Origin of the sequence: Glycomyces dulcitolivorans, from assembly GCF_003265355.1 — a bacterium.
In the GTDB taxonomy this organism is placed as follows: Bacteria; Actinomycetota; Actinomycetes; order Mycobacteriales; family Micromonosporaceae; genus Glycomyces; species Glycomyces dulcitolivorans.
This window is the reverse complement of record NZ_QFRW01000076.1, coordinates 1-26,014: the sequence shown is the minus strand read 5'-3', so window position 1 is coordinate 26,014 and position 26,014 is coordinate 1. Positions and strand designations below refer to the sequence as shown.

Sequence of the window (26,014 nt, the reverse complement as noted above, 5' to 3'; positions counted from 1 at the left end):
TGGGAGGCCGAGCGGTGTACGGGATGTCTGAGCAGGAGCGCTACGCGTTGAAGACCGCGCACCTGAAGGTGTTCGTCGGCGACGACGACCTGCACGGCGACGACCTCGCCCCCCGCCGCCGCGCCAAGCTCGCGGGCCGGGCCCTCGACACCGCCGAAGCCCACCTCTCCCGCCTCGACCCGCTCCTCACCGACGTCCGCCTCCGCTGCGCCCAGGCCCTCCACGAGGCCGGCACCGACCCCAAGCGCCTGCGCGACCGCCTCGGCTCCATCGTCCGCGAAGCCGCCGTCGTCTACGGCCCCGACGCCCTCGTCGTCTACGAACTGCGCCGCATCCAGTCCCAGGAGCGCCCCATCGGCGGCCCCCGCGCCCAGCGGAAGATACAACGCGCCCAAGACCTCGCCGAGAGCCTCCGCGACGAAGGCGGCATCGACTACGTCTTCGCCGCACAGGACCTCGCCGAACTCCACCGCCGGGCCGGCTCCCACCGCCGCTTCAAGGACACCGCCGCTGAACTCGTCCGCGACCGCACCCGCCTCGGCCTCGACGAGGACGAGCAGACCGTCTTCGCCCAGCTCACCGGCGCCTCCCTCGTGGAGGCCGGTGAATTCGAGCAGGCCCTGCCGCTGCTGGAGGAGGCCCGCAAACGCGCCCGTCGCGAATCCGACCCCTGGGAGACCGGGTTCCTCGACGTCGGCACCGCCCAGTGCCAGCTCGCCTCCGGCAGAGCCCGCGACGCCGAAGCCGTCCTCCGCGAATCCCTGCAACGAACCGCGAACGGCGGCAGCGAGGACGGCAGGCACCTCGCCAAACTGCGGCACCGCACCATGTACGAACTCGGCACCGCCCTGTTCCGCCAGGACCGCCTCGACGAGGCCCTCGACCGCTTCCAAGAGGCCTGCGACCTCATCGCCCACACCGCGAACCCGCAGGACGGCACCTTCACCGCCTACCGCAACACCAGGATCTACGCGACCCTCCGCGCCCGCGGCGAGGACCCCTCCTAACGGGCCCCGGCCGCGACCAGACGCGGCAGCACCTCGCCGATCGGCTCGCGCAGCACCGCGGCGGCGTCACCGTCGTACGGGGTCGGCTCCGCATTGACCACGACCAGGCGCGTCCCGCGGGCCACCGCGTAGTCGCACAGGCCCGCCGCCGGGTAGACGCCGAGCGAGGTCCCGATCGCGACGAACAGGTCCGCCCCCCGCGTCGCCGCAACCGCCGCCTCGATCACGTCCGCATCCAGCTGCTGCCCGAACGAGATCGTCGCAGACTTCAAGATCCCGCCGCACTCCAGGCAGGCCGGATCCGCTTCTCCCGTTTCGATCCGCGGCAGCACCTCGGCCATCGGCAGCCGGTCCCCGCACTCCAGGCACGCCGTCTCCCGCGCAGTGCCGTGCAGCTCGACCACGAGCCCCGCCGACGAACCCGCCGCCTGGTGCAGCCCGTCGATGTTCTGCGTCAGGACCGCCCGCAGCCGCCCCGTCCGCTCGAATTCGGCCAGCGCCCGGTGCCCCGCGTTCGGCTCGGCCGTCCACACCGGACTCGCCAGCCGCGCCGCCCACGCCTGCCGCCGCACCTCGGGATCGGCCACGTAGTTCTCGAACGTGAACAGGTGCTGGGCCGCCGGGTTCCTCGTCCAGACCCCCTGCGGCCCGCGGAAGTCCGGGATGCCCGACTCGGTGGAGATCCCGGCCCCGGTCAGGACCACGACCGCCTCGGCCTCCCCGAACCACCGGGCCACCTCGGATACGGAAGTCACGCTCACCTGAGCGAACGTACCCCAGACCCGCCGCACCCGGGCGACCCACCGGCGCCGCGAACCCGTCCCGTCCCCGACGCAACCGGATACCGCGTAGGCAGCGCCTTTGTGGCGGGCACGAAATTCGTTGCCCCCGAAGCGAACTGGAGACGCCATGTCGAAACGGCACTCACTGGCCGTCCTAGCGGCGATCGGACTGGCCGCGGCCGCGAACCCCGTCCAGGCCGAACCACCGGCCGAACCGCGGGACGACCCGGGGCACTCGCAACTGGACGCGATCACCCTCCCCACCGGCGACCTGGTCCACCTGACCGCCGACGGCTCCTACCGCACCGAACCCGCCGACGGCACCGCGGCGTTCCACACCGCACAGGAACCCGACGGCGACCGGCTCATCGTCCCCGTCGACGCCCTCGCCGCGCTCGCCGACGGCGGACTCTCCCTGGAGCAGTTCAACATCGACGCGCTGGCGCGCCTCGGGATCACCGACGCGGGCGACCCCGAAGCGGCCGAACTCCTTCAAACCGAGACCGCGCCGCAGGGCGGCGAACCGGCGCTCATCCAGGTCGACTTCACCGGCCTGTGGCCGGACGGCACCGCGCCCGACGCGACCTTCCTGCGCTGGATCGACGTCGACACGGGGGAGTACAACTCCGAGATCTTCGACGGCGGCACCGGCACCCTCGAACTCGCGCCCGGGCACTACCAGATGGTGCCCTCGATGGACCGGTTCGCGACGCAGGAGACCGTCGCCGGAGTCCTCGACGTCCGCGTCGACGCCGCCGCCGAGCCGATCGTCTTCGACGGCGCCGCCGCGACCCCGGTCGGCTTCGACACCGACCGCGAGGCCGAGACGCAGTGGCGCGAGTTCTCCGCCTTCAGCTACCTGCCGGGCACCCGGGACGGCGTCCAGGGCGGCCTGATGACCGACGGCGACTGGGCGATCTCCGTGGTCCCGACCGACTGGGACACCACCGGAAGGGACGTCGGCTTCAACCTGCGCGACGAGCTGACGAGTCCCGAAGGGTCCGCCGAGCCCTACAGCTACAGCCTCTACGGCCAGCACACCGACGGCATCCCCGCCGATCCGGCCTTCCGCGTCCGCGACGAGGACCTGGCCCGCGTCGAGATGGACTACGACAGCCTCGGCGTCGACGCCCGGATGTACCGGGTCAACCTCGCCGTCCACTCCGTCTACTCGATGTCGGGCTACATGGACAGCGGCTACGTCGACCTGCCTTCGACGCGCACCGAGTTCTACTCGGCCGGACCGGACCTCAGCTGGAGCCACCTCGGCATCCTCGGCCTCGACTCCGAGGACGGGCAGCGGGCCGACGTCATGCACCACAGCGGCGTCCTGAAAGGGGGCTCGACCACCGAGACCGGCTGGAACCAGGGGCCGGTCACGGTGGGGCTCGACCTCGCGGGAGCCGCGTACTTCGTGCCGCGCTTCTACCGCTGGGAGGACGCAGACCTGCTGCTGACCAACCCGTCGATGCACTCAAGCGGCTCGCCCGACGAGGCGGTCAACAACTACGAGACCCCGGGCCAGACCGTCCTCTCCCAGAACGGGCTCGGGATAGCGAAGTCCGAGTACGGCGGTGAGATGGCGACCGAGCTCGCCCTGGTCCCGGCCGGCCGCTACGACCTGTACGCCGAGTCGCACCGCGACGTCCCGTGGACGGTCCTCGGCACCGACTCGACCGCCGAGTGGTCCTTCGCGACCGCACCGGGCACCGAAGACACCGTCCTCCCGGTGTCCGTCGTGGACTTCGACGCCGAGGGCATCGAGAACGGCTTCGCCGACGCCGATGCGCCCCAGCAGGTCACGCTGGCGTTCGCCACCCAGCCCGGCGCCGAGCAGCAGACCTGCACGGCCATGACCTTCGAGGTCTCCTACGACGACGGCGCGACCTGGACCCCCGTCCCGATCGACCGCGACGGGAACACCTCCACCGCCGAACTCGTCCACCCCGCGGGCGCCGAGTTCGTCTCGATCCGCTTCACCGCCGCCGACGACGCGGGCAACACCGTCGCCCACTCCACCATCCGCTCCTACGGGCTCCGCTAGCCCCGGACGCATCGCGGGCCGGCCCCAGTCCAGGGGCCGGCCCGCCCTGGTTTCCCTTGCGGATCAAGCGATCTTCTTGTGGTAGACGACCATTGCGACGGCGTAGGCGGCGATGAGGACGCCCGTGCACCAGGCGAGGGCGATCCAGATGTCGTCGTTGACCGGCCGCTGGTCGTACAGCGCCCGGATGGTGTTGACGATCGAGGTGACCGGCTGGTGCTCGGCGAAGGCGCGCACCGGTCCGGGCATCGTGTCGGTCGGGACGAACGCCGAGGAGATGAACGGCAGGAAGATCAGCGGGTACGCGAACGCCCCCGCACCGTCCGGAGTGGACGCCAGCAGGCCTGCGATGATCGCGACCCACGTCAGCGCCAGCGTGAACAGCACCAGGATGCCCGCGACCGCGAGCCAGTCGAGGAATCCCGCCGAGGAGTGGAAGCCCATGAGCAGGCCCACCCCGAAGATGATGACCAGCGACAGCAGGTTGGACACGACCGAGGTCATGACGTGCGCCCACAGCACCGCCGACCTCGCGATCGGCATGGAGTGGAAACGCTCGAAGATCCCGCTCTGGAGGTCCCCGTACAACCGGAACGACGTGTACGCGATGCCGCTGGCGATCGCCATGATCAGGATTCCGGGCATCAGGTAGTTGACGTAGTTGTCGGTCCCGGCCTCGATCGCCCCGCCGAGCACGTACACGAACAGCAGCATCATCGCGATCGGCGTGAGCGTCACGGTGATGATGGTGTCCAGGCTGCGGGTGATGTGGCGCATCGAGCGCCCCAGCAGGACGTTGGTGTTGCTCAGGGTGTGCGCGCTCATGACCGCGCCTCCTCGTCGTTCGCGGGGGACTTGTCGCCGACGACGGCGAGGAAGACCTCTTCGAGGGTCGGCTGCCGCTCCACGTACTCGACCGTCGCCGAAGGCAGCAGGGCCCGCAGCTCGGCGAGCGTCCCGGACACGATGATGGTGCCCTGGTGCAGGATTGCGATGCGGTCGGCGAGCTTCTCCGCCTCGTCGAGGTACTGCGTGGTCAGCAGGACCGTGGTCCCGGAGTCGGCGAGGTCCTGGATCACGTTCCAGACCTCGATGCGGGCCTCGGGGTCGAGCCCGGTGGTTGGCTCGTCGAGGAAGATCACCGGCGGTTCGCCGATGAGGCTCATGGCGATGTCCAGGCGGCGGCGCATCCCGCCGGAGTAGGTCGCGACGCGCCGCCCGCCGGCGTCGGCGAGGCCGAACCGCTCCAGCAGCGCGTCGGCGATCTGCTTGGGTCCCTTGGCCTGCCGGAGCCTGGCGATCATGACCAGGTTCTCGCGGCCGGTGAGGACCTCGTCGACCGCGGCGAACTGCCCGGTGAGGCTGATGGACTCGCGGACCCGCTCCGGCTCGGAGGCGACGTCGAAGCCGTTGACGCTCGCCGTGCCCCCGTCCGGTTTGAGCAGGGTGGACAGGATCCGCACGAGGGTGGTCTTGCCGGCGCCGTTGGACCCCAGCAGCGCGAAGATGCTGCCGCGGGCGACGTCGAAGTCGACTCCCTTGAGCACGTGCAGGTCCTTGTAGGACTTCTGGACGCCCTTGATCTGAATGGCCGGTGGCACAGGGGTGTTCATGGCTCCTCGATTCGGCGGTGGAAAGAGGGCGAGCAGCAGGCCGAGGTCGATCACGACCGCTACTCGCAGAAGATGCGCACCTTGGTGTCGGTCTGGTCGACGTCCAGGGTGAGCTCGTCGAGGGCGTCGACCAGGTCTTCGAGCTGGTTCGGCTTGATCTCGGTCAGGTCGATCGCCACGCCCTGCTTGTGGAGCTCCTGGTTGGCCCGCTCCAGTGCCTGCGGCGGCACGAAGACCGCGAGCTTGACCCCGGCGCGCAGCAGCTTGAGCGGCACCCGGATGTTGACCTTGGTCTCGCCGCTGTACTCGTCGTTGGCGTCCACGACCAGGCGCAGGAACTTGGGCCTACCCTTGGTGCGGGCCGGCACGGCCGCCTCGGGCTCCTCGGCCTCGACGGCGGTCAGGAGGCGCTCGGCCTCGTCGGTGGTGATCTTGCCTTCGGCCAGCATCTGGAGGATCTGGCGTCGCTGTTCGTTCACGGTTCCCGGTTTCCTTTTCATCTGACGGAGACGAGCACAGCCGTGCGGCCCTGCTCGATCTCGAAGCGGGCGCCCGGCAGCGCCCAGAAGATGCGCCCCACGCCGGCGAGTGTTTTGAAGGGCGGCAGGTCGAACATCAGGCACGCGATGATCCCGCCGATGACCGCGAGCAGCAGCAGCGGCGACAGCAGCAGGACGATCGGGACCACGGGGAGGAACAGCCGCCGGTAGCGGCCGTCCTTGCGGCGCCAGCGCGCCGTCACCAGTTGGGGGATCATCGGGACCTCTCCAGTTCCGCCAGCGCCTCGTCGACGCTGATGTCCCCTTGGCGCAGCCGCTCGATGACGTCGGCGCCGGTCGGGGCGGGGTCGGTGTCGACGAAGTCGAGGTGCCCGGCGATCCGGTTGAGACGGGCTTTGACCGTGGGGTAGCTGACCCCGAAGATCCGCTCCATCTCCTTGATCGAGCCGTGCGACCTGACGAACGCGGCGACGAACACCTGGTCGTCGGCGCTGAGCTGCGCCAGCTGCGGCGGCTCGAACTCGCCTTCGACCGCGATCCCGCTCTCCACGAGCCGGACCCGCTCGACCTTGAACTCCTGCCCGCGCGTCAGGTCGGTCAGCTCCTGCCAGTCCATCCCGGCCCCTTCTCCCTCGACGATGTTCGTCCTTCATTTGTAACTTGAGAAAATCAAGAAGTCAACTCAAGAATCTTGAGTTTCTTAATTTCTTGATTGAACGCAAGAAAAAACCGCCCGGTTAGGGGCGGTTGATCCTGGTTACTGGTCCTAGGCGTGCTCGGCCAGGTGGGCGCGGATGCCCTCGACGATGAGCGCGTGGTCGTCGAGCGAGGACAGGCCCGAGGCCGTCGCGGCCGCGACCACGCCGACGCCCTCCACCCGGATCGGGAACGACCCGCCGGTCACCGCGTACTCGACCGGGTCGAGCCCGGCGTCCGCGGGGGAGACGCCCTTGGCGTCCAGCTGCATCTTCACGAGCGCGCTGCTCGACTCCTTGCGCAGGACCACCGCGGCCTTGCGCGCGATCCACGACTCCTGGTCCGGGGTGCTTCCCGGCAGCGCCGCGCGGAACAGGATCAGGCCGGGGCGGCGGATGTCGATGCCGACCGGATGCCCGGCCTCCCGCGCGATCTGCGCGATGCGCGAGCCCAGCCTCCACGCGTCATCGTGGTCGAACGAGGGGAAGACCAGGTCGCTTTCCTGGCGCTCCAGTTCGGTGATCGCGTCGCTCATGTCCGCATGTCCTCCGGTCGTCTCGGCAGCGGGGTCAAAGATACGGGTCGGCGTGAGAATATGCCCGTACCTCTCGAACCTGCGGAAGGATACGGCTCATGCTGGGTCTGGAACTCATCGTCGTGATCGGCGCGGCCCTGGTCGCCTGCCGCATCGGCGCGCAGCGCACCGGGATCGCCGCGCCCGTGCTGCAACTCGCCGCCGGCGTCCTCCTCGGCCTCATCCCCGCCTTCGGCGCCCTGGAGCTCCCCTCCGAAGTCGTCCTGCTCCTGTTCCTGCCCGCGCTGCTGTGGTGGGAGGCGTTCAACACCTCGCTGCGCGAGATCCGCCGCTACCGGCGCGCGATCTTCCTGACCAGCACCCTGCTCGTGGTCGCCACGGCCGCGGCCGTCGCCGCCACCGCGCACGCCTTCGGCCTCCCGTGGGGCCCGGCGTGGGTGCTCGGCGCGGCCCTCGCGCCGACCGACGCGACGGCCGTCAACGTCGTCGCCCGCTTCCTGCCGCGGCGCCAGATCATGATCCTGCGTGCCGAGTCCCTGGTCAACGACGGCACCGCGCTGGTCGTCTTCGGCCTCGCCGTGGGCGTCGTCGTCGGAGGCGAGCATTTGAGCGTCGCCCACATCGGCTGGGAGCTGCTGGTGTCCTACGGCGGCGGGATCGCCGCGGGCGTCCTGGCCGCGCTCGTCTGGGTCTACCTGCGGCGCCACACGACCGACACGCTCGCGGCCTCGACGATCTTCTTCCTGATCCCCTTCACCGGGTACCTGCTCGCCGAGCTGATCCACGCCTCCGGGGTGCTCGCGGCGGTCGCGGCCGGGCTCATCGTCAGCCAGACCAGTCCCGTCTACGGCTCCGCTCCCGCGCGGCGCCAGATCTTCGCGACCTGGGGCTTCGTGACGTTCCTGCTCAACGGCGCCCTGTTCGTCCTCATCGGCATCGAGTCGCAGTCGGCCGTGCGCGGCATGGTCGGCGCCGACCTGCTCCACGCGCTCGGCATGGTCGTCGCAGTCTCGGCGGTCCTGGTCGCGGTGCGGATCGCGTTCCTGTTCGTGTCGGTGTTCTTCATCCGGCTCCTGGACCGGCGCCCGCAGCAGCGGGCCCTGCGGGTCGGCTGGCGCGCCCGGATCGTCTCGGGGCTGTCGGGGTTCCGCGGCGCGATCTCCCTCGCGATCGCGATCGCGGTGCCGACGGTGATCGACTCGGGCGCGCCCTTCCCCGGCCGCGACACCATCGTGTTCGTGACCTTCGGCGTCATCGTGGTGATGCTCCTGCCGGCGTTCTTCCTCCCGGCGGTCATCCGCTGGGCCCGGCTCCCGGAGGACACCGAGCCCGACGAGGAGCTCCACTTCGCGCGGACGCAGGCGTCGAACGCGGCGCTCGAAGCGCTGCCGCGGCTCGCCGAGGCGCACGGGACCCACCCGGAGGCCCTGCGCCGCTTGGAGGCCGAGATGCGCGAGCACCTCGACTTCCTCGACGCCGACCCCGAGGACGACGGCCCCGAGACCGTGCCGCGGCTGCGCGGCGACTACGACCGGCTGCGCCTGGCGATCATCGCCGAGAAGCGGACCACCCTGATCCGCCTGCGCAACGAGCGCCGCATCGACGACGCGGTCCTGCGCCGGATGCAGACCACTCTCGACATCGAGGAGATCCGCCTCCTGGAGGACCCCGACGACGAGGACTAGGCGGCGGGTTCGATGGCCTGCGTGAAGAGGTCGTTGCCGTCGAGGTCCTTGAGGGTCACCTCGCAGACCTCGGTCTCGGCGTCGATGAAGACCTCGCCGAAGAACTGGTAGCCCACGGCCGGGTTCGTGTTCGCGACCGGCGGCGGCTTCTGGAACACCACCTGCGGACCGAACGTGGCGTCGAGGCGCCCGGGCCCGAACGAGCCCGCGTTCAAGGGCCCGGACACGAACTCCCAGAACGGGTCGAAGTCCTGGAACGCGGCCCGGTCGGGGCTGTAGTGGTGGGCCGCGGTGTAGTGGACGTCCGCGGTCAGCCACACCAGGTTCCGGATCTCCTCGCGCTTGCAGTGGGCGAGGACGTCGGCGATGTCGGCCTCGCGCCCCAGCGGCGCGCCGTTGTTGCGCTGGGCGATGCCCTCGTAGATGTTGGTGCCGTCGCCGATGACGAGCCCGATCGGCAGGTCGGCGGCGATGATCTTCCACGTCGCGGTCGAGGCCGACAGCTCGGCCTTGAGCCAGGCGCGCTGCTCGTCGCCGAGGAGGCGCCCGCCCTCGGGGGCGTTGTTGGGGCCGTTGGCGTCCTTGAAGGTCCGCATGTCGAGCACGAACAGGTCCATGAGGGGCCCGTAGGCGATCCTGCGGTAGATCCGCCCGTCAGGGCCGGGGCCGAAGCCGCCGGGCGTGTACTCGAGGAACGCCTGCCGGGCGCGGGCGGCGAGCACGTCGACGCTTTTCTCGGTGTACTCGGGCAGGTCGAGGATCTCGCCGGGGTACCAGTTGTTGACCACCTCGTGGTCGTCCCACTGGTTCACCATCGGCACCTTCGCGAGGTATTCGCGCAGGTTGTCGTCGAGGAAGTTGTACTGGAACTGGGCCCGGAACTCCTGCAAGGTCTCGGCGACCTTGGATTTGCCCTCGGTGGTGACGTTGCGCCAGAGGGTCCCGTCGGCCTGGACGACCTCGGCGGCGATCGGGTTGTCGGCGTAGATGAAGTCGCCCGAGCACAGGAAGAAGTCCGGGTCCGAGGCCGCCATCGTGTCGAAGATCCGGTACCCGCCCAGGTCGGGGTTGATGCCCCAGCCCTGCCCGGCCAGGTCGCCCGACCACTGGAAGCGGATGTCGGCCGGCACGTCGGAGGCGGTGGTGAACGAGCCTTCCAGCGGCGCCGAGCAGTGGTCGCCGTGCGCGCTGACCCGGTAGTGGTAGGTCGTCCCCGGCTCCAGGCCCTCCAGCCGCAGCTTCCCGGTGAAGTCGGTCGCCTCGGTCAGCGCCGGGCCCGTGATGGTCCTGGCGCGCTTGAAGTCCGGCCTCGCCGCGAGCTCGACCCGCATCTGGGAGGCCCGGTCGGCCCGCGTCCACACGACCGCCCCGCTCCCGCTCACGTCCCCGGACTGGATCCCGTGGGTCAGCACGGGCCGCGAGGCGGCGAACGAGATCCCCGGGACCCCGAGCGCGACCGCGCCCCCGGCTCCCGCGGCCAGCAGCCGGCGTCGGTTCATCTGCACAGTGGTCTCCATCCAGGACTCGATACGCGCCTCCATTGCGGCGCATAAAGGTACATACGCCGCGGCGCTGCGGGAAGGTTGCACCGATTCTGCCCGAAACCGACCGGAACGCGGCCCTGGGGCCGGGCCGCGTTCCGGGCCGCGCCTACTCGTCGGGGACGAAGTCGCCGATCAGGTGGAGGTTCTGGATCGCGGCCATGCCCCACTGGGCGGCGTCGTTGGTCGCCATGCGCGGCCACCAGTCGGTCGGGTTCAGGGTCGTCTCGACCCGCTCGAACGCCGGCCACGTCTCGGAGTCCCCCTGCCAGTACTCGGCCTGGGTGCGGAACACCTTCCAGGCGTGGCGGGCCTGGGACTCGTCGCCGGTGCGGGCGTACACCTGGGCGTTGCCGCGGCAGAACGCCCACAGGAACAGGTCGCCGAAGCGGCCGCCGTACTCGGCCTCCTGCTCGGCGCGGGTCGCGGTGTAGAACCGGCTGTAGCGCAGCCAGTCCGCCTCGAACGCGGGCATGTCGACCTGCTGGAGCAGCTCGGCCACGATCTCGAAGCGCCCGAAGCCGCTGGAGAGGTTCGAGCGCTCGACCACGGGCGTCTCGGCGACCGCGTACCGTCCGGTCTCCATGTTGTACGGCGCGCTGCCCTGCGCGAACCCGTTGGGCTGGGCCGCGATCGTCTCCATCGTGCCCAGGACCTTGTCGCGGCACCACTCCCACTCGGGCCCGCGACGCTCCCACTCGGTGAGCCACGCGGCCGCCAGCGCCGCCCAGCTGGTGCCGAAGCCGATGTCGATCGCGGTCGGGTCGGGGACCCACGGGTCGGTCTCGGGGTCGCGGATCTTGCGGCCGGTGTCGAGGACCAACGCGGTCTTCTCCGAGTCGTGGAGGAACCGCAGGATGCCGCCGACGCGCTCGTCGGCGGTCAGGTAGTAGAAGTACCGCCAGTAGTTCGCGTTCGAGATGCGCACCTGCTTGGACGAGTCGCCCCAGTGCATGACGCCGTGCCGCGTTCCCAGGCCCGCCCAGTCGCCGAGGTGGTAGGTGTTCACCTCGGTCGTCTTGCGGGTCATGGCCTCCGCGAAGCGGAACGCCTCGGCGGTGCCGGTGTGGAGGTAGTACTGCCACAGCCACTGGTCGGTGGAGAACTCGGAGTTGTCCCACGCGTAGCCACCGACGTCGTAGCGCCACACCCGGCGGTCGCCGTCCTGGGAGTGCATGACGTCGCCGTAGTCCCAGAACCCGTACCAGTGCCGTTGGTCCTGCGCGTTCCTGTAGTACGCGAAGTTCGCGTCGAGGAGGTCCTCGGTGGACTCGCGGAACGGGTGCGAGCGGTCGACGGGCCCGACGAGCCCGCCGAAGGCGCCGACCGCGCTCAAATGCTCGGGCGGGGCGACGACCTGCGGCTGGGCGCGCACGGCGTCGGCCATGGCCCCGAGCCGCTCGGCCGAAGGTGTCGCCTCCAGGGCCCAGAACAAGAGCTCTGAAGTGCGGGCGACGCCGTACGGGGTGTCGAAGCCCGCCTCCCAGTCCTCGTAGGTGATCTCCAGGGCGTCGAGCTGCTTCGCGTAGGTGTCCTGGCCGAGGCCGTCGTGGTAGAACCGGTTGTCCATCGGCTGGGCCTCGGGCGACCACATCCACACCGTCACCGTCGCCTCGTCGGTGCAGGCGCCGCGGACGTCGAGCCCGGAGGGGTGGCGCTGCCAGAAGTCCTTGAGGCCGAACGCGAACCCGCCGGAGGCGCCGCCGACGTACCCGAACCCGGAGGCCCGGCGGCCCTGGTCGACCGGGACCCAGCCGTGGCCTTCCTTGGTGCGCTTCTTGACCGCGTAGCCCTCGCTGGTGAGCTGGGTGAGCGAGTAGTCGCCCCAGTCGGGGATCCACTGGAGCCGTGAGGTGACCCGCTGGTCCCACGTGGACGGGTCGGGGAGCGCCCGCCCGGCGATCTGGGCCTCCCGCACGGCCGCACCGGGGTCGCGCCGCAGACCCGTGATGCCCTTGACGGCCTCGGTCAACTGGCCGTGGCCCTCGCCGACGAAGCGCACGTGCCGGTCGTACATCGCGTCGGTGAGCGGAATCTTGAAGCGCACGCCGAGCCCGGCGATGAACGCGTCGTCGCCGTCGGAGTCGTAGACGAACGTGTGCACCATGCGGAACGACTCGCCGCCGGCGTAGAAGTACAGGCGCACGGTGAACGGCAGCCAGGACCGGCCCCGGCCGCGGGTCTTGCGGTGGTTGCCGTCGATGCGGATCACGGCGCGCACCGGGCCCTCCTGCTCGACGGTGACCTCGTCGATCTCGGAGGTGTAGCGCTCGCGCGTGACCGAGCCGGTCTCGGTGTCGGGGGCCTCGGCCTGGGTGATGTTGACCAGGTGGCCGTCGCTCGCGATGGTCCGGTCGCCGCGCTTGACGTGCTTGATCAGGTCGGTCCCGGACTTGCCGATGCGGGCGGTGATGACGCCGGTGGAGACGTCGATGTGGTTGCGGGACTTCGTGACCGACACCGGGAACGCGGGGGAGGAGGCCTCGCCCGCTGCGAGGGTGAACGACTCCTGTGTCGCGGCCGGCCCGACGGCGTGCGCGGTCCACTTCAGCGACCCGTCGGGCCAGTAGGCGAGGGGCCAGGTCTGGACCGGGACGGCCGATCCGTCGGCGCCGGTGAGTTTGAACGCCTGGTCCTCGCCGAAGCGGCCGGGACCCCAGGGGACGCCCCAGGTCGAGCCGGGGGACTCGGCCGGTGCGCCTTCGAGCCACTTGAGCCGCACCGAATCCGGGCCGGGGTCGGTGGCGGGGCCGGTCTGGGCGTGGGCGGGCTTGAACAGCGCGGCCGCGGCGGCGACGCCCGCGGTCGTGGCGAGCACGCCGCGGCGGCTGAACCCGGTGCGGGCCGCCGGTTCCGGTGCGGGGGAAGGGGTCGGCATGGAGCCTCCAAGGAGAGAATGAGGGGCTTGGATGTAAATCGTTTCAACTCAGGGGGTTCAATATAGTTACCCATCGATGTATCGTCAAGCGATCCAGGGTGAGCCCCATACGGCCGACACCAAAGTCGGCGACGAGGTCTGGCGGCGCGCCCGATCCACCGGCATACTTGGAGCGATCATGAAAACGTTTAAGCGACTCACCGCGGTCGCGGTGGGGCTCGCAGCCGCCGCCGCGCTCGCGGTGAGCGCCCCGACCACCCACGCCGAGGAACCCGTCCGGGCCCAGCAGACCGTCCGCCCCATGGAGGACCTCGGCCGCGGCGTCGCCGCCGTCCGCAACGGCTCCAGCGTGTTCGTCAGCTGGCGCCTCCTCGGCCTCGACCCGGCCGGCATCGGCTTCAACCTCTACCGCTCCGCCAACGGCGGCGCCTGGACCAAGCTCAACGCCGCGGTCCTCACCGGCGGCACCAACTACACCGACACCGCCGCGAACCTCGCCCAGTCCAACGCCTACCGCGTCGCCCCTGTCGTCGGCGGCACCGAGCAGGCCCCCAGCACCGCGTTCACGTTGACCGCCAACCACGCCGACGAACCGGCCGTCCGCATCCCCCTGCGCGCCGGCGGCCCCGTCAAGTTCACCTGGACCGGCGACCTCAACGGCGACGGCGAGTACGACTACGTCGTCGACCGCCAGACCTCCCCGCAGTCCATCGAGGCCTACACCGGCACCGGCCAGTTCCTGTGGTCGGTCAACCTGGGCCCCAACAGCACGAACCAGGACAACATCGAGCCCGGCTCCGCCACCGTCGACGTCGGCCACTGGGACGGCGTCACCGTCCAGGACTTCAACAGTGACGGCTTCGCCGAGGTAGCCCTCAAGTTCGCCGACGGCGTCGTCTTCGGCGACGGCCAGACCTGGACCCACGCCGACGACAACCGGCAGTGGATCGGCATCCTCGACGGCCGCACCGGGGCCCTGCGCAACTACGCCGCCGTCCCCCAGACCTATCTCGCCGACGGACCCATGGCCATGCAGTTCGGCGTCGGCTACCTCGACGGCACCCGTCCCTACCTGGTCGCCTCCATGAAGAACCGCATCGGCAGCGGCGACTTCAACATGATGATCGCCGCCTGGACCTGGTCGGGCCAGAACCTCACCCAGCAGTGGGTCTGGCACCGCGGCGCCACCGACGCCCCCGACGGCCACAACATCCGCATCGTCGACGTCGACGGCAACGGCACCGACGAGGTCGCCCACATCGGGTTCGTCCTCAACGGGAACGGCACCCTCCGCTACTCCCTCGCCGGACAGGGCATCATCCACGGCGACCGGTTCCACATCGCCGACCTCGACCCCGCCAATCCCGGCCTGGAGGGCTACGGCGTCCAGCAGGTCAACCCCAGCGGCCTGCGCGAGTACTACTACGACGCCGCCACCGGCCAGATCATCTGGAAGCACGTCCTCTCCGGCACCGCCGACGTCGGCCGCGGCATGGCCGGCGACGTCGACCCCCGCCATCCCGGCATGGAGGTCTGGTCCTTCGACGGCCTCTACAACGCCGCCTCCAACCAGCTCACCGAACCGAACACGTCCCTGCGCCCCTGGCCGCAGCTGGGCCTGTGGTGGGACGGCGACCTGACCATGGAACTGCTCAACGACGGCAAGCTCGAAGAGTGGGACCCGCTCAACCCCACACCCACCAACAGCCTGCCCCGCATCGAGACCGTCACGAACTACGGCGCCGTCAAGGCCGCCCAAGGCGGACCCGTCCTCGTCGGCGACCTCCTCGGCGACTGGCGCGAGGAGGCCGTCTACACCAACGCCGCCTACGACCAGCTCATCGTCTTCACCACCGACAAGCCCACCACCACCCGCCTCTACACGCTCGCGCACAACCCCGAGTACCGAAACTGCATGACCACCAAGGGCTACATGCAGTCCCACCACACCGACTACTTCCTCGGCGCGGGCATGACCGCCCCGCCCGCACCCCCGATCACCTACTGACGCCGCCGCGGGGCCGCCCCGGCGGCCCCGCCCGACCCCCTGGACTGAACCCTGTGACCACTCCCTTGCGGGCCTTCGGCCCGCTCGACCAGACCCGCACCGGCTGGCAGATGGCCGCGACCGCCCTCGCACGACCTGCGACCGCGCTCGCCGCCGAAGGACCGGACGCGATGCCGGTGACCATGTCGAACCACACCCACGCCGAGAACTGGTTCGAACTGCTCACCCGCCCGCTCTGGGGCCTGGCCGCGGCCGGCGACGCCGCCCCCGCGGACCTCTGGGACGCCCTCGCCGCCGCCCTCGCCCGCGCCCTGGACCCCGCCGACGACTGGTACGCCGGCGACTTCGGCGACGCCGACCAGCGCTGCGTCGAGGCCGCCGCCCTCGCCTGGGCCCTCGCCACCGTCCCCGAACTCCTGTGGGACCGATTCGGCCCCAAGGCGAAGGACGACGCCGTCGCCTGGCTCTCCCAGTCGTACAAGACCGGAGTGGTCGACAACAACTGGCACTGGTTCCCCGTCTTCGTCGGCCACGGCCTCGACGCCGTCGGCGCCCACCGCGACCCCTCCATCGCCGCGGCCCACCTCGACCGCATCGGCGAGTTCCACCTCGGCGGCGGCGTCTTCAAAGACGGACCCCAAGGGCGCGTGGACTACTACAACCCGTTCGCGTTCCACACCTACGCGCTCCTGCACTACCGCGCCTGCGGCGACGACCGCTTCGTCGAACCCGCCGCCGACTTCGCCCGCACCTTCCGGTCCTGGTTCGCCGCCGACGGCGCGGCCGTCCCCTACGGGCGCAGCATGGGCTACCGCTTCGCCCAAGGGTCCCTGTGGGGCGCTCTGGCGGCCGCCGACGTCGAGGCCGTCCCGTGGGCCGAGGCCGCCGGGTTCAGCCGCCGCCTGCTCCAGTGGTGGTGGGACAAGCCGATCCTCACCCCCGACCACCGCCTCACGGTGGGTTACGGCTACCCCAACGACGCCCTGGTCGAGCAGTACCTCACCGCCGGATCGCCCTGGTGGGCCGCGAAGCTGTTCACCGGACTCCTCGCCCCGGCCGACCACCCCTACTGGCTAGAAGAACCCGCCGTCCCGGAGCCGGGGACCGACGCGAACCCGGCCGCCGCGGCCGTCCACGTCCGCGACTCGGGCGGCAATGTCACCCGCCTCAACGGCCAGTCCTGGCGGTCGAAGATGCGCGGCGGCAAGGACACCTACGCCCGCCTCGCCTACTCCTCGCTGACCGGGTTCTCCCACGCCGTCGACGGCCCCGGCCTCGAAGCCGCCGCCCCGGACGGGACGCTCGTGCTCTCCGAGGACGGCGTCCACTGGCGGGGCCGCGAGGACGCCGAGTCCTGCGCGATCGACTGGAGCGGCCGACTCACCGTGGTGTGGCGCCCTTGGGAGGACGTCACCGTCACCTCCGAACTCCATGCCTCCGAAGACGGCTGGCACACCCGCACCCACGTCGTCGACACCGCCCGCACCCTCCACACGGGAGAGGGCGGCTGGTGCGTGCCCCGCGACGGCCATGAAGCGGCCGTGGCGAACGACCGCGTCGCGGTCGTCTCCCGCGGCATCCGCTCCGAGGCCCTCGACGACGCCGGGAACCGCGAGGCCCGCCTCGTCTGGCCCATGCCCGGCACCCACATGTACTGGCCCGCAACGGTCCTGCCGGTCCTCACCGGCGTGCTCGAACCCGGCCGCCACGTCTACCGGGCCCGGTTCTACGCCGGAAGGGAGTGACCGACCCGCTTGACAGGCTTGGAAACCGCGATCTAAGGTGACCGCAGCCGAAGTTAAAACGATTTAACCCCTACTCAAGACGACCCCATCCCCTCACGAAGGAGTTCAAAGATGAGCCACCCCGTCCGCCGCCGCACCCTCCTCACCGGCGCCACCGCTACCGCCGCCCTCGCCGCCACCGCGGCCTGCGGCGACGACGGCCCCGCCGGGACCGCCGACGACCCGATCGAGATCAGCTTCGAGTGGTGGGGCGACGAAGCGCGCGCCGAGGTCACCCAGCAGGCCGTCGACCTCTTCATGCAGCACAACGAAGGCATCAAGGTCAAGGCCAACTTCGCCGACTACCCCGCCTACTGGGAGAGCCTCACCGGCCGCATGGCCTCCCGCGACCTCCCCGACGTCTTCCAGATGGACTACCCGCGCCTGCGCCAGTTCGGCGGCACCGGGATGCTCCTGCCCCTCGACGGCCTCGTCGACACCGCCGACTTCCGCGACGGCGTCCTCGACACCGCGAAACTCGACGGAAAGCTCATCGCCGTCCCCGTCGGCAGCAACGTCTTCGGCCTCATCTACCGCCCGGACTGGTTCGCCGAGTACGGCATTGCCGTCCCCGAAACCGGCTACTCCTGGACCGAGTACGCCGAACTCGTCCGCTCCCTCACCGCCGCCCTCGGCGACGGCCGCTGGGGCGGCGGCGACTGGACCAGCTCCTACCTCCTCGCCGAACTGTGGCTGCGCCAGCAGGGGAGCAGCTTCTACTCCGACGACGCCGCGAGCCTGAACTTCACCAAGGAGCAGCTCGTCGAGTGGTGGACCCTCGCCGCCCCGCTCCAGGAGGACGGCTCCGTCCCCTCCCCGGAGGAGACCGCCGCCGAGAACGCCCCCGGCGTCGCCGCCGGCACCATCGCCACCGAACTGCGCTGGGACACCGCCGTCAACGGCTACTGGACCACCATCACCGACAACGGCGGCACCCTCGACATCATCGCGCCCCCCACCGCCGACCCCGCCAACCTCGCACTCCACCTGCGGCCTTCCATGCAGTACGTCATCGCCGCGAACTCCGAGCAGGCCGAAGCCGCCGCCAAGCTCATCGAGTTCCTCCTCGGCGACCCCGAGGCCGCCAAGATCCTCGGCACCAACCGCGGCATCCCCTCCACCAAGACCGCCCTCGACAACGTCGAACTCGACGCCGCCTCCCAGGCCGTCATGGCCTACGAGGCCACCGTCGAGCCGCACCTCGCCGCCGCCCCCGTCGTCCCGCCCGCGGCCGCCGGCGCCATCGAAGCCAAGTTCACCGAGATCTACCAGCAGGTCCAGTACGCGACCATGACCGCCGCCGAGGCCGCCGACCTCTTCTTCACCGAAGCCGAGACGCTCTTCGCCAGCGAGCAATAGCCGCCCCCGAGGGGCGGGGGCCGCCTGAGGGGTCGGCCCCCGCCCCGGACTTGACACGCCCGAACCGACGGTGAATCATTGTTTCAGAAACCGTTTCCGGAAACTCTGAAACTAAGGCGGACAGCTTGGCGCGCAAAGGAAGCACCACCGGCGACGGCAAGCGCAGCACCACCATCCGCGAAGTCGCCGAGCGCGCCGGCGTCTCCGTCGCCACGGTCTCGCGCATCCTCTCGGGCACCTACCCCGCCGCCCCCGCCACCCGCGCCAAGGTCATGAAGGCCGTCGAGGAACTCGACTACGTCGCCAACCACCACGCCCGCGCCCTCCAGGGCACCACCCGCAAGAGCATCGCCATCATCGTCAACTCGGTGATCTCCCCGCACTACGCCCATGTCGCCCAAGGCGTCCAGACCCAGGCCGCCGAGGACGGGCGCCTGTGCCAGATCGGCACCACCGGCGGCGACGCCGAACGCGAACTCGCCATGGTCCAGTTCATGCGCGAGCAGCACCCCGAGGCCGTCATCCTCGTCGGCAACGTCAACGCCGACGACGAGTACAGGGCCCGCATGAGCCGCTACGCGCACGCGCTGGCCGCCATCGGCTCCCGCCTCGTCCTGTGCGGGCGGCCCCCGCTCGGCCCCGACGCGCCCGCCGTCGTCGTCGAGTACGACAACACCGGCGGCGCCTTCGCCGCCACCAGCCACCTGCTCTCCAACGGCCACAAGCGCATCCTGTTCCTCGGCCGCCGCCCCGGCTACACCACGCCCGACGCGCGCCTGGCGGGCTACCGCAACGCCCTCGCCGCCCACGGCGTCGCCCCCGACCCCGCCCTCGAAGTCGACGGCACCTTCGAGCGCTTCGAGGGCTACCGGATGATGCGCGCCCGCCTCGACGCCGGGCCGCCCGACTTCACCGCCGCGTTCGCCGCCAACGACCAGATCGCCGCCGGCGCCCGCCAGGCCCTCCTCGAATCCGGCCTGAGCATCCCCGGGGACGTCTCCCTCGTCGGCTTCGACGACCTCCCGCCCGCCGCCGACATCGACCTCACCACCGTCTACCAGCCCCACGAGGAGCTCGGCCGCACCTCCGTGCGCCTCGCCCTCGAACACGCCCGCAACGGCGGCCCGCCCCCGCACACCACGCTCGGCGCCCACCTCGTCCTGCGCGGCTCGGTCCGCCCTATCGTTGCCGCATGAGCGAACCCAGCAGCGCCCTCCCCATCGAGACGATCGTCTTCGACGTCCTCGGCACCATGGTCGACGAACCCCGCGGCCTCACCGAGGCCCTCCGCGAGGCCGCGCCCGCCGCCGACACCGGCGAACTGCTTGCCCTGTGGCAGCGGCACATCGAACGCGAACAGGACCGCATCGTCAAGGGCGACCGGCCCTTCGCCACCGCCGACGCCCTCGACCGCGAAGCCGCCGAAGCGGTCGCCGCGCACGCCGGGATCACCGATGCGGCCGTCCTCGACCGCCTCGCCGGAGCGGGCCGCCGCCACCCCGCCTGGGACGACTCCGCCGCGGGACTGGAGCGCCTCGCGCGCCGCTTCCCCGTCCTGGCGCTGTCGAACGCGAACCGGGCCTCGCTCCTCCACCTCACCGCGAACGCCGGCCTGCGCTGGCACCAGGCGCTCTCGGCCGAGGACGCGCAGACGTACAAGCCCGCGCCCGAGGTCTACAAGCTCGCCGTCACGGCGGTCGGCCGTCCGCCCGAGCGGCTGCTCATGGTCGCCGCGCACGCGTGGGACCTCCGTGGGGCCCAGGCGATCGGGATGCGCACCGCGTACGTCCACCGCCCGGTCGGCGACCCGCCGAAGGACACCGACACCTTCGACTGGCACGTCGAAAGCCTCGGCGAACTCGCCGAGGCCCTCGAAGCGGGTTAGAGAGCGGTGGGGACCCTGGTCGTGACGAGGCCGACGTCGCTGAGGAAGCGCTCCAAGGCGATCGTGGCGATCCCGGTGGCGACCGAGTTGCCGCGCACTGTGGACACCTCGACCTCCAGGTCGGCGGCCGAGTCGCCCGGGGCCTCCTCGACCACGCTGCGGCGCACCGCGGGCACGAGGTGGTCGCCCAGCGCCCACACGGTCCAGCCTGTCAGCGTGATGGTCTCGGGGTTGACGATCGCGACGAGGTCGGCGAGCGCGGCCCCGAGGTAGCGGGCGGTCCGCTGGATCGTCTCGGTGACGGCCGGGTCCGGCGCGGGCGGCTCCAGCGCCGAGGCGAGGGCCCCGATGAAGTCCCGCTGCAAGGGGACCGAGGCGAGCGGGTGCGTCGGGGCAATCGCCGCCAGGGTCTGCTGGATGCCGAGCGCCCCGATGTACGCCTCGACGCAGCCGTTGCGCCCGCACCGGCAGGGGCGGCCGTCGAGGGCGAGGAGGCTGTGGCCCCATTCGCCGGCGAAGTTCGTGGCGCCGCGCAGGATCGCGCCGTTGAGGATGATCCCGGCGCCGACGCCGGTGCCGAGGTTCACGGTGATGGTGCTGGAGTGCCTGCGGCCCTGGCCGAACCACAGTTCCGCGGTGGCGATCGCCTTGAGCGGGTTGTCGATCACGATCGGCAGGTCGAGGCGTTCGCGGAGGCGGTCGACGTGGCGCCAGGTCGCGTTCGGCATGACCGGCGCAGCCCCGCCCCAGCGCTGCATGGAGCCGGGGAGCGAGATGCCGACGCCGAGCACGTCGCCGCGCAGCGTGCCGGCCCGCAGGAGTGCGGCGTCGACGGCGCGCGCGACGCCGTCGACGACCTCTTCGGTCTCGTCGTGCCGCTCGTCGGCGGCGACCTCGGCGGAGGCGACCTCATCGAGGGCGGCGTCGAAGACGACCGCCCTGATGTAGGTCTCCGCGACGTCGACGCCGACGATGCGGCCGCGATCCTGGTTGAGCCGCAGGAGTGTCGTGGGCCGTCCGACGCGTCCGGAGGCCACGCGCGCCTCGGTGACGATCCCGCCCGTGAGCAGGTCGCTTACCACCGTGGCGACGGTCGCGGTGCTCAGGCCCGTGGTGCGCGCGAGCTCGTTGCGGGTCGTCTCGCCCGCGGCGAGCAGCGCGTGCAGCACGTCGAGCCGCGATTCGCTGCGTATGTCTCGCGAGGTGCGCCTGGTGGGGGCCATCGGTACTCCTGGGGGCTGTGCGGTCTACTCCGGTGCGGCGGTTGCGGTCACGGCCGTGAGGCGCGGCTTCGCGCCTCCCGCCGTGCCGCGGACCAGCAACCTGACGGTACCGGAGTTCCACGCGGCGGGAATCCACAGTCGAGCGGGATCGCCGCCGGTGAACCGCGGCCGGTGCGGGTCGTCGAGCCACACCCTTCCGAGGAGCTCACCGCCTGCGAAGGCGCTCACGCGGACCTGCTCGCCCTTGAACCGCAGCGACTGCCCCCCGGCGGGGACGGCCACGTCGAGCCAGACCTCGTCCCAGGGCCAGACCTCCAGCGGCAGTTCGATTCCGGTGGTGCGGGAGGCGTCCTGCCCGGCCAGCGCGATGATCGCGGTGTCCGGCTGGGCCTGGACCTGCCAGTCCCCGACGGGTGCGAGGCGGAGCAGTTCGACGGCGCCGCCGCCCGAGCCGGGCCAGTGGATCGCGGTGACCGCGAAGTCGCGGCCCTGGCCGGGGTTCAGGTGCACCCACGGGTCGTTCGGGCTGAGGATGCGGGCCTCGCCGTCCACGCTCACTTCGACGGGCAGCGTGAGTCCGTCGATGTGGAAGGCGTAGTGGGAGACGCCGTCGACCGGGAGTGCGCGGCGGTAGGTCGCCGGTCGCCCGATGCGGGTGCTGCTCCAGCCGCCGAGGGACCGCACGGGTGCGGGGTCCCCGGCCCACTGCGAGCCGCCATCGACGGTCCACAGTGCATGGACGTCTTCGCGGGCCTCGACCGACCAGACCCGGCCGAGGCCGCGCAGCGACCCGAGCGCGAGGCCCGGCAGGCGGGCGTCGTCGAAGTTGGCGTGCCCCCACGTCTCGGCCGTGGCGGCGAACCCGGTCGTGCCCGCGGTCGGCACGGTGAACGTGGCGCCGTAGACGACCCGGGTCGGCAGGGCCTCCCCGTCGAGGGCGAGGTCGACGATGTCGGCCGCGCCCTCGATGAGCACTTCCGCCACGTTGTTGAGCGCGGTCGCGTAGTGCGTGCGCCCGCGGTAGACGCCGACGGCCTCGGAGGCCGGCGGCGTGTCGAACATGACCGTCTCGCCTGAGCGCGTCGCCAGCAGGAGCCTGCTCGCGGCGGTGATCCTCACGGGTTCGTCTGCGGGGCCGGTGAGCTCGGCCTTGGCGCCGTCGGGGTCGGCGACGTCCTCGGGGTGGAGGACGACGACTTCCCACTGCACCGCACCGAACCGGACCGTGTACTGCACCGGCTTGCCCGGTTCGGGCGCGCCGAGCTCGGCGACCACGGAGGTCTCGCCGTCGGCCGACAGGCCGACAGAAGACGCCACGCGCGAGGCGAACCGGAGTCCGGTCTCGTCCGCGCCGACCAGGTCGGCGGAGGCGAAGCGGAGCACGCCCGGCAGGCCGAAGCCCGCCAGCGGCAGCTCCTGGAGGATCAACGCGGTCGAGCGCGGCGCGAGCGCGACCACGACCTCGCCGATGCCGGCGGTGCCGATCGTGGCGAAGCCGGTCTCCTCGGACAGGTTCGGGATGCCGGTGACCGTGCCGCCGCCGTCGAGGACGAGCCGCGACGGCGACGAGCTGGTCGTCACCGAGACCGACTGCACGCCTTCGGCTTCGGTGGTGCGGGCCTTGGCGAGCGCGGGACCGAGCGTGCGCGCGAACGCGGTGAGCACGCGGGCCTCGGCGGTCTCGGGCCGCGCCTCGCCCACGGGGGAGAGGTAGCCGCCGAAGTCGTAGTCGTGGGTCATGAACCCGCCCGGGTCGCCCCAGTTGCCGACCGAGGGCGTGTACCCGAAGTCGTACCCCGACGCCTGGAGGTACGGCGCGATCAGGGTCGCGCCGCTGACCATGAGGCGGCGGAGCGTGGCGTGGGTGCGGTTGGTCTCGGTGACCAGCAGCGGCAGGCCGCGGGAGGCGACGAGGTCGGCGTACCGGCGCACTTCGGCCTCGACGAACGGCGAGCGGTCGTCGGGGTAGAAGTTGAACGCGGGGGCCACGCCCTCGACGTCGCCGTTGGCGCCGACCAGGTCGCCCTGGCCGGCGCAGGCGATGAGCGGCACCTCGATGCCGTGCCCGGTAGCCATGTCCCGCAGCGCACTGATGTAGGCGTGCCGGTCGGCGGTGTCGAAGAAGTCGAGCTCGTTCTCCAGCTGGACCGCCACGACCGCGCCCCCGCGGCCCCACTGGCGCTCGGCCAGCAGCGGCATCGCCCGGTCGAACCAGCCGCGCACCTGCTCCAGGAACTTCGGCTCGGCCTGGCGCAGGCGCAGGTCCTCGTCGAGGCCCAGCCACGCCGGCAGCGCGCCGCCGTCCCATTCGGAGCAGATGTACGGGCCGGGCCGCGCGATGACGGCGAGGCCGGCCTCGTGCGCGAGGTCGAGGAACGCCCCGACGTCGCGCCGCCCGGCGAAGTCCCACACGCCGGGGGCGGTCTCGTGGAAGTTCCACGGCAGGTAGACGTCGATCGCGCGGTAGCCGGTGGCGCGGACCTGCGCGAGCCGCGCCTCCCAGGTCTCCCTGGGGAGCCGGAAGTAGAACAGCGACGCGCAGAGCAGGGCCTCCTCGCGGCCGTCGAGCACCAGCCCGGTGGGGCGGAGCTCGACGGTGCTGTTCACGACGCCCGACGTGGACAGATCGGTCATTACTTGACTCCCGCGCTTCCGCCTTGGAGGTTCATCTCGTAGAGGTACTTCTGGCCGATGTAGTAGATCGCGATCATCGGCAGGGTCAATATGATCGACCCGACCATGACCAGGTTCCACGGCGGCAGCTGCATCTCGTTGCTCGTCCCCGTCATGTACTGGAGGCCGAGCGCCAGCGGCATCGACTCCTCGGAGTTGAGGTAGATGAGCGGGCCCATGAAGTCGCCCCACGCGTGGGTGAGCGTGAAGATCGCGATGGCCGTGAGGATCGGCCACATCATCGGCAGGATGATCTTGCGGTAGATCCCGAAGTAGCCGAGGCCGTCCATCTGGGCCGCCTCGTCGAGCTCCCCGGAGATGCGGGAGACGAACTGCCGCACCAGGAACACGTTGAACGCGTTGGTGAAGAAGTTCGGGATGATCAGCGGCAGGTACGTGTTGACCCAGCCGAGCTCCTTGAACAGCAGGAACTGCGGGATCATCGTGATCTGCGCGGGGATCATCATGGTGGCGAGCACGATGATGAACATGACGCCCTTGCCCGGGGCCCGCAGCCGCGCGAACGCGTAGCCGACGAGCGAGGACGAGAGCACCTGGCCGACCGCCGAGAGCGTGGCGATGAGGACCGAGTTGAGGACGAAGCGCCCGACCGGCAGGCCGGTCGCGGTGAACACCTCGGTGAAGTTGCGCCACTCGAACTCGGACGGGATGACCGTGAACGCGTTCTGCGAGCTGGTCAGGTCGCTGGAGAGCGAGATCGAGACCATGAGGATGAACGGCACGAAGAAGATCGCCGAGACGACCAGCAGCACCGCGTAGGTCGCGGGGGAGGCCTTGAAGACCGCCAGGAGGCGCGGTTCGCGCTCCTTCTTTCGTTTGCGCTCGGCGCCGGCGTGGGCCGGGGCCTGCGAGGCGAGACCGGTCATTTGACCTCCTGCTCGTAGAAGACCCAGCTGCGGGACCAGCGGAACGCGATGAGCGTGAACGCCAGGATCACCAGGAACAGCAGCCAGGCGACGGCCGACGCGTATCCGAAGTGGTAGAACGAGAACGCCTCGCGGAACAGCAGCGGCACCATCATCTGGCTGGCGTTGTCCGGACCGCCGGCGGTGAGGATGTACACCTGCGAGAAGATCTGGAACGAGCCGATGAGGCCCATGATCAGGTTGAAGAAGATCACCGGGGTGATCTGCGGGAACGTGACCGACCAGAACTGGCGCCACGAGTTGGCGCCGTCGATCTCGGCGGCCTCGTACAGCTCGCGCGGGATGCCGTTCATGGCCGACAGCAGGAGCACGGTGGCCCCGCCGGCGCCCCACGCCGACAGCACGATGAGCGCGGGCTTGACCCAGGTCGGGTCGAGCAGCCAGTTCGGGCCGTCGATGCCGAACCACCCGAGCAGGTCGTTCAGCGGGCCCGAGGGCGCCAGCACCATCTTGAAGACCATCGCCGTCGCCACGAGCGGCACCAGCGTCGGCAGGTAGATGAACGTGCGGAACAGCTTGCGGCCCCGGACCTTCTTGTTCAGCAGGTTCGCCAGCCACACGCCGATGACCAGGCCCAGCGGGACCGAGATCAGCGCGTAGTAGAACGTGTTGCCCAGGGCCTTCCAGAACACGGGGTCCTCGGTGAGCGCCTTGGCGTAGTTGTCCAGGCCCACCCACTCGGGGGGCGTGAACGAGTCCCACTCGGTGAAGGAGATGTACACGGAGGCGATCATCGGGCCCAGCAGGAACCCGACGAAGCCGATCAGCCACGGCGAGATGAAGAGCCAGAAGTAGAAGGCTTCTTTCCTGCTGCGCGACGACATTTTGCGGCGCCTCCCGGCGCGGCGCGCACT

General features: G+C 70.8%; 21 protein-coding genes. 8 read left to right on the top strand and 13 right to left on the bottom strand.

Annotated elements, in window-relative coordinates; genetic code table 11:
• The first annotated feature begins 23 nt into the window (after positions 1-23).
• The gene (locus DI269_RS06800; protein WP_157974801.1) at positions 24-1,007 is read left to right on the top strand and encodes a tetratricopeptide repeat protein; all 984 of its coding nucleotides are present in this window, start codon (positions 24-26) and stop codon (positions 1,005-1,007) included.
• Here DI269_RS06800 and DI269_RS06795 read toward each other — a convergent pair.
• Complete coding sequence (locus DI269_RS06795; RefSeq protein ID WP_232822656.1) at positions 1,004-1,768, bottom strand: SIR2 family NAD-dependent protein deacylase; 765 nt, start codon at positions 1,766-1,768, stop codon at positions 1,004-1,006. The genes DI269_RS06800 and DI269_RS06795 overlap by 4 nt on opposite strands.
• A gap of 148 nt (positions 1,769-1,916) precedes the next feature.
• Here DI269_RS06795 and DI269_RS06790 point away from each other — a divergent pair, with 148 nt between their 5' ends.
• The gene (locus DI269_RS06790) at positions 1,917-3,833 is read left to right on the top strand and encodes a hypothetical protein (RefSeq protein WP_112134344.1); all 1,917 of its coding nucleotides are present in this window, start codon (positions 1,917-1,919) and stop codon (positions 3,831-3,833) included.
• Between the two features lie 63 nt (positions 3,834-3,896).
• Here the strand turns inward: DI269_RS06790 and DI269_RS06785 are convergent, their stop codons facing one another.
• The 6 genes from DI269_RS06785 to DI269_RS06760 form a co-directional block, all read right to left on the bottom strand.
• The gene (locus DI269_RS06785; protein WP_112134343.1) at positions 3,897-4,658 is read right to left on the bottom strand and encodes an ABC transporter permease; all 762 of its coding nucleotides are present in this window, start codon (positions 4,656-4,658) and stop codon (positions 3,897-3,899) included.
• Positions 4,655-5,446, bottom strand: a complete 792-nt coding sequence (locus tag DI269_RS06780) for an ABC transporter ATP-binding protein (RefSeq protein WP_112134342.1) — start codon at positions 5,444-5,446, stop codon at positions 4,655-4,657. Before DI269_RS06780 ends, DI269_RS06785 begins: the two co-directional genes overlap by 4 nt.
• A gap of 59 nt (positions 5,447-5,505) precedes the next feature.
• Positions 5,506-5,925 (bottom strand): SHOCT-like domain-containing protein, encoded by a 420-nt coding sequence (locus DI269_RS06775; protein ID WP_112134341.1) that lies wholly within the window; start codon positions 5,923-5,925, stop codon positions 5,506-5,508.
• Positions 5,926-5,942: 17 nt separating this feature from the next.
• On the bottom strand, positions 5,943-6,203 hold the full coding sequence (locus DI269_RS06770; RefSeq protein ID WP_112134340.1) for a hypothetical protein: 261 nt from the start codon (positions 6,201-6,203) through the stop codon (positions 5,943-5,945).
• A complete protein-coding gene (locus DI269_RS06765; RefSeq protein WP_112134339.1) occupies positions 6,200-6,562 on the bottom strand; it encodes a DUF2089 domain-containing protein in 363 nt (120 codons plus the stop codon). Before DI269_RS06765 ends, DI269_RS06770 begins: the two co-directional genes overlap by 4 nt.
• A gap of 150 nt (positions 6,563-6,712) precedes the next feature.
• Positions 6,713-7,177, bottom strand: a complete 465-nt coding sequence (locus DI269_RS06760) for a heme-degrading domain-containing protein (RefSeq protein WP_112134338.1) — start codon at positions 7,175-7,177, stop codon at positions 6,713-6,715.
• A gap of 98 nt (positions 7,178-7,275) precedes the next feature.
• On the opposite strand from DI269_RS06760, the gene DI269_RS06755 reads away from it, so the two are divergent.
• Positions 7,276-8,862, top strand: a complete 1,587-nt coding sequence (locus tag DI269_RS06755; protein ID WP_112134337.1) for a Na+/H+ antiporter — start codon at positions 7,276-7,278, stop codon at positions 8,860-8,862.
• Here the strand turns inward: DI269_RS06755 and DI269_RS06750 are convergent.
• A complete protein-coding gene (locus DI269_RS06750) occupies positions 8,859-10,361 on the bottom strand; it encodes an alkaline phosphatase D family protein (RefSeq protein ID WP_112134374.1) in 1,503 nt (500 codons plus the stop codon). The two genes, DI269_RS06755 and DI269_RS06750, sit on opposite strands and share 4 nt — an antisense overlap.
• A gap of 151 nt (positions 10,362-10,512) precedes the next feature.
• Complete coding sequence (locus DI269_RS06745) at positions 10,513-13,281, bottom strand: exo-rhamnogalacturonan lyase family protein (RefSeq protein WP_112134336.1); 2,769 nt, start codon at positions 13,279-13,281, stop codon at positions 10,513-10,515.
• A 178-nt stretch (positions 13,282-13,459) separates the two neighbouring features.
• Between DI269_RS06745 and DI269_RS06740 the strand changes: the two genes are divergently transcribed.
• The 5 genes from DI269_RS06740 (at position 13,460) to DI269_RS06720 (ending at position 20,317) form a co-directional block, all read left to right on the top strand.
• On the top strand, positions 13,460-15,289 hold the full coding sequence (locus DI269_RS06740; protein ID WP_157974800.1) for a rhamnogalacturonan lyase family protein: 1,830 nt from the start codon (positions 13,460-13,462) through the stop codon (positions 15,287-15,289).
• 53 nt (positions 15,290-15,342) lie between these two features.
• Positions 15,343-17,034 carry a DUF2264 domain-containing protein gene (locus DI269_RS06735; RefSeq protein ID WP_157974799.1) on the top strand — a complete coding sequence of 564 codons (1,692 nt, stop codon included), beginning with the start codon at positions 15,343-15,345 and terminating at the stop codon, positions 17,032-17,034.
• Between the two features lie 111 nt (positions 17,035-17,145).
• Positions 17,146-18,432, top strand: a complete 1,287-nt coding sequence (locus tag DI269_RS06730) for an ABC transporter substrate-binding protein (RefSeq protein WP_112134334.1) — start codon at positions 17,146-17,148, stop codon at positions 18,430-18,432.
• Positions 18,433-18,557: 125 nt separating this feature from the next.
• Positions 18,558-19,628: a LacI family DNA-binding transcriptional regulator gene (locus DI269_RS06725; protein ID WP_112134333.1), complete on the top strand. Its 1,071-nt coding sequence runs from the start codon at positions 18,558-18,560 to the stop codon at positions 19,626-19,628.
• On the top strand, positions 19,625-20,317 hold the full coding sequence (locus tag DI269_RS06720; RefSeq protein ID WP_112134332.1) for a haloacid dehalogenase type II: 693 nt from the start codon (positions 19,625-19,627) through the stop codon (positions 20,315-20,317). The genes DI269_RS06725 and DI269_RS06720 overlap by 4 nt, the downstream gene beginning before the upstream one ends.
• Here DI269_RS06720 and DI269_RS06715 read toward each other — a convergent pair.
• Genes DI269_RS06715 through DI269_RS06700 form a run of 4 tightly spaced genes read right to left on the bottom strand, consistent with a single transcriptional unit; the run spans position 20,314 to position 25,984 of the window.
• Positions 20,314-21,540 (bottom strand): ROK family transcriptional regulator, encoded by a 1,227-nt coding sequence (locus DI269_RS06715; protein ID WP_112134331.1) that lies wholly within the window; start codon positions 21,538-21,540, stop codon positions 20,314-20,316. The genes DI269_RS06720 and DI269_RS06715 overlap by 4 nt on opposite strands.
• 24 nt (positions 21,541-21,564) lie before the next feature.
• Complete coding sequence (locus tag DI269_RS06710; RefSeq protein ID WP_112134330.1) at positions 21,565-24,174, bottom strand: beta-galactosidase; 2,610 nt, start codon at positions 24,172-24,174, stop codon at positions 21,565-21,567.
• Entirely contained in the window at positions 24,174-25,100 is a 927-nt protein-coding gene (locus DI269_RS06705) for a carbohydrate ABC transporter permease (RefSeq protein WP_112134329.1), read from the bottom strand. The genes DI269_RS06710 and DI269_RS06705 overlap by 1 nt, the downstream gene beginning before the upstream one ends.
• The gene (locus DI269_RS06700) at positions 25,097-25,984 is read right to left on the bottom strand and encodes a carbohydrate ABC transporter permease (protein ID WP_112134328.1); all 888 of its coding nucleotides are present in this window, start codon (positions 25,982-25,984) and stop codon (positions 25,097-25,099) included. Before DI269_RS06700 ends, DI269_RS06705 begins: the two co-directional genes overlap by 4 nt.
• Positions 25,985-26,014 lie beyond the last annotated feature (30 nt).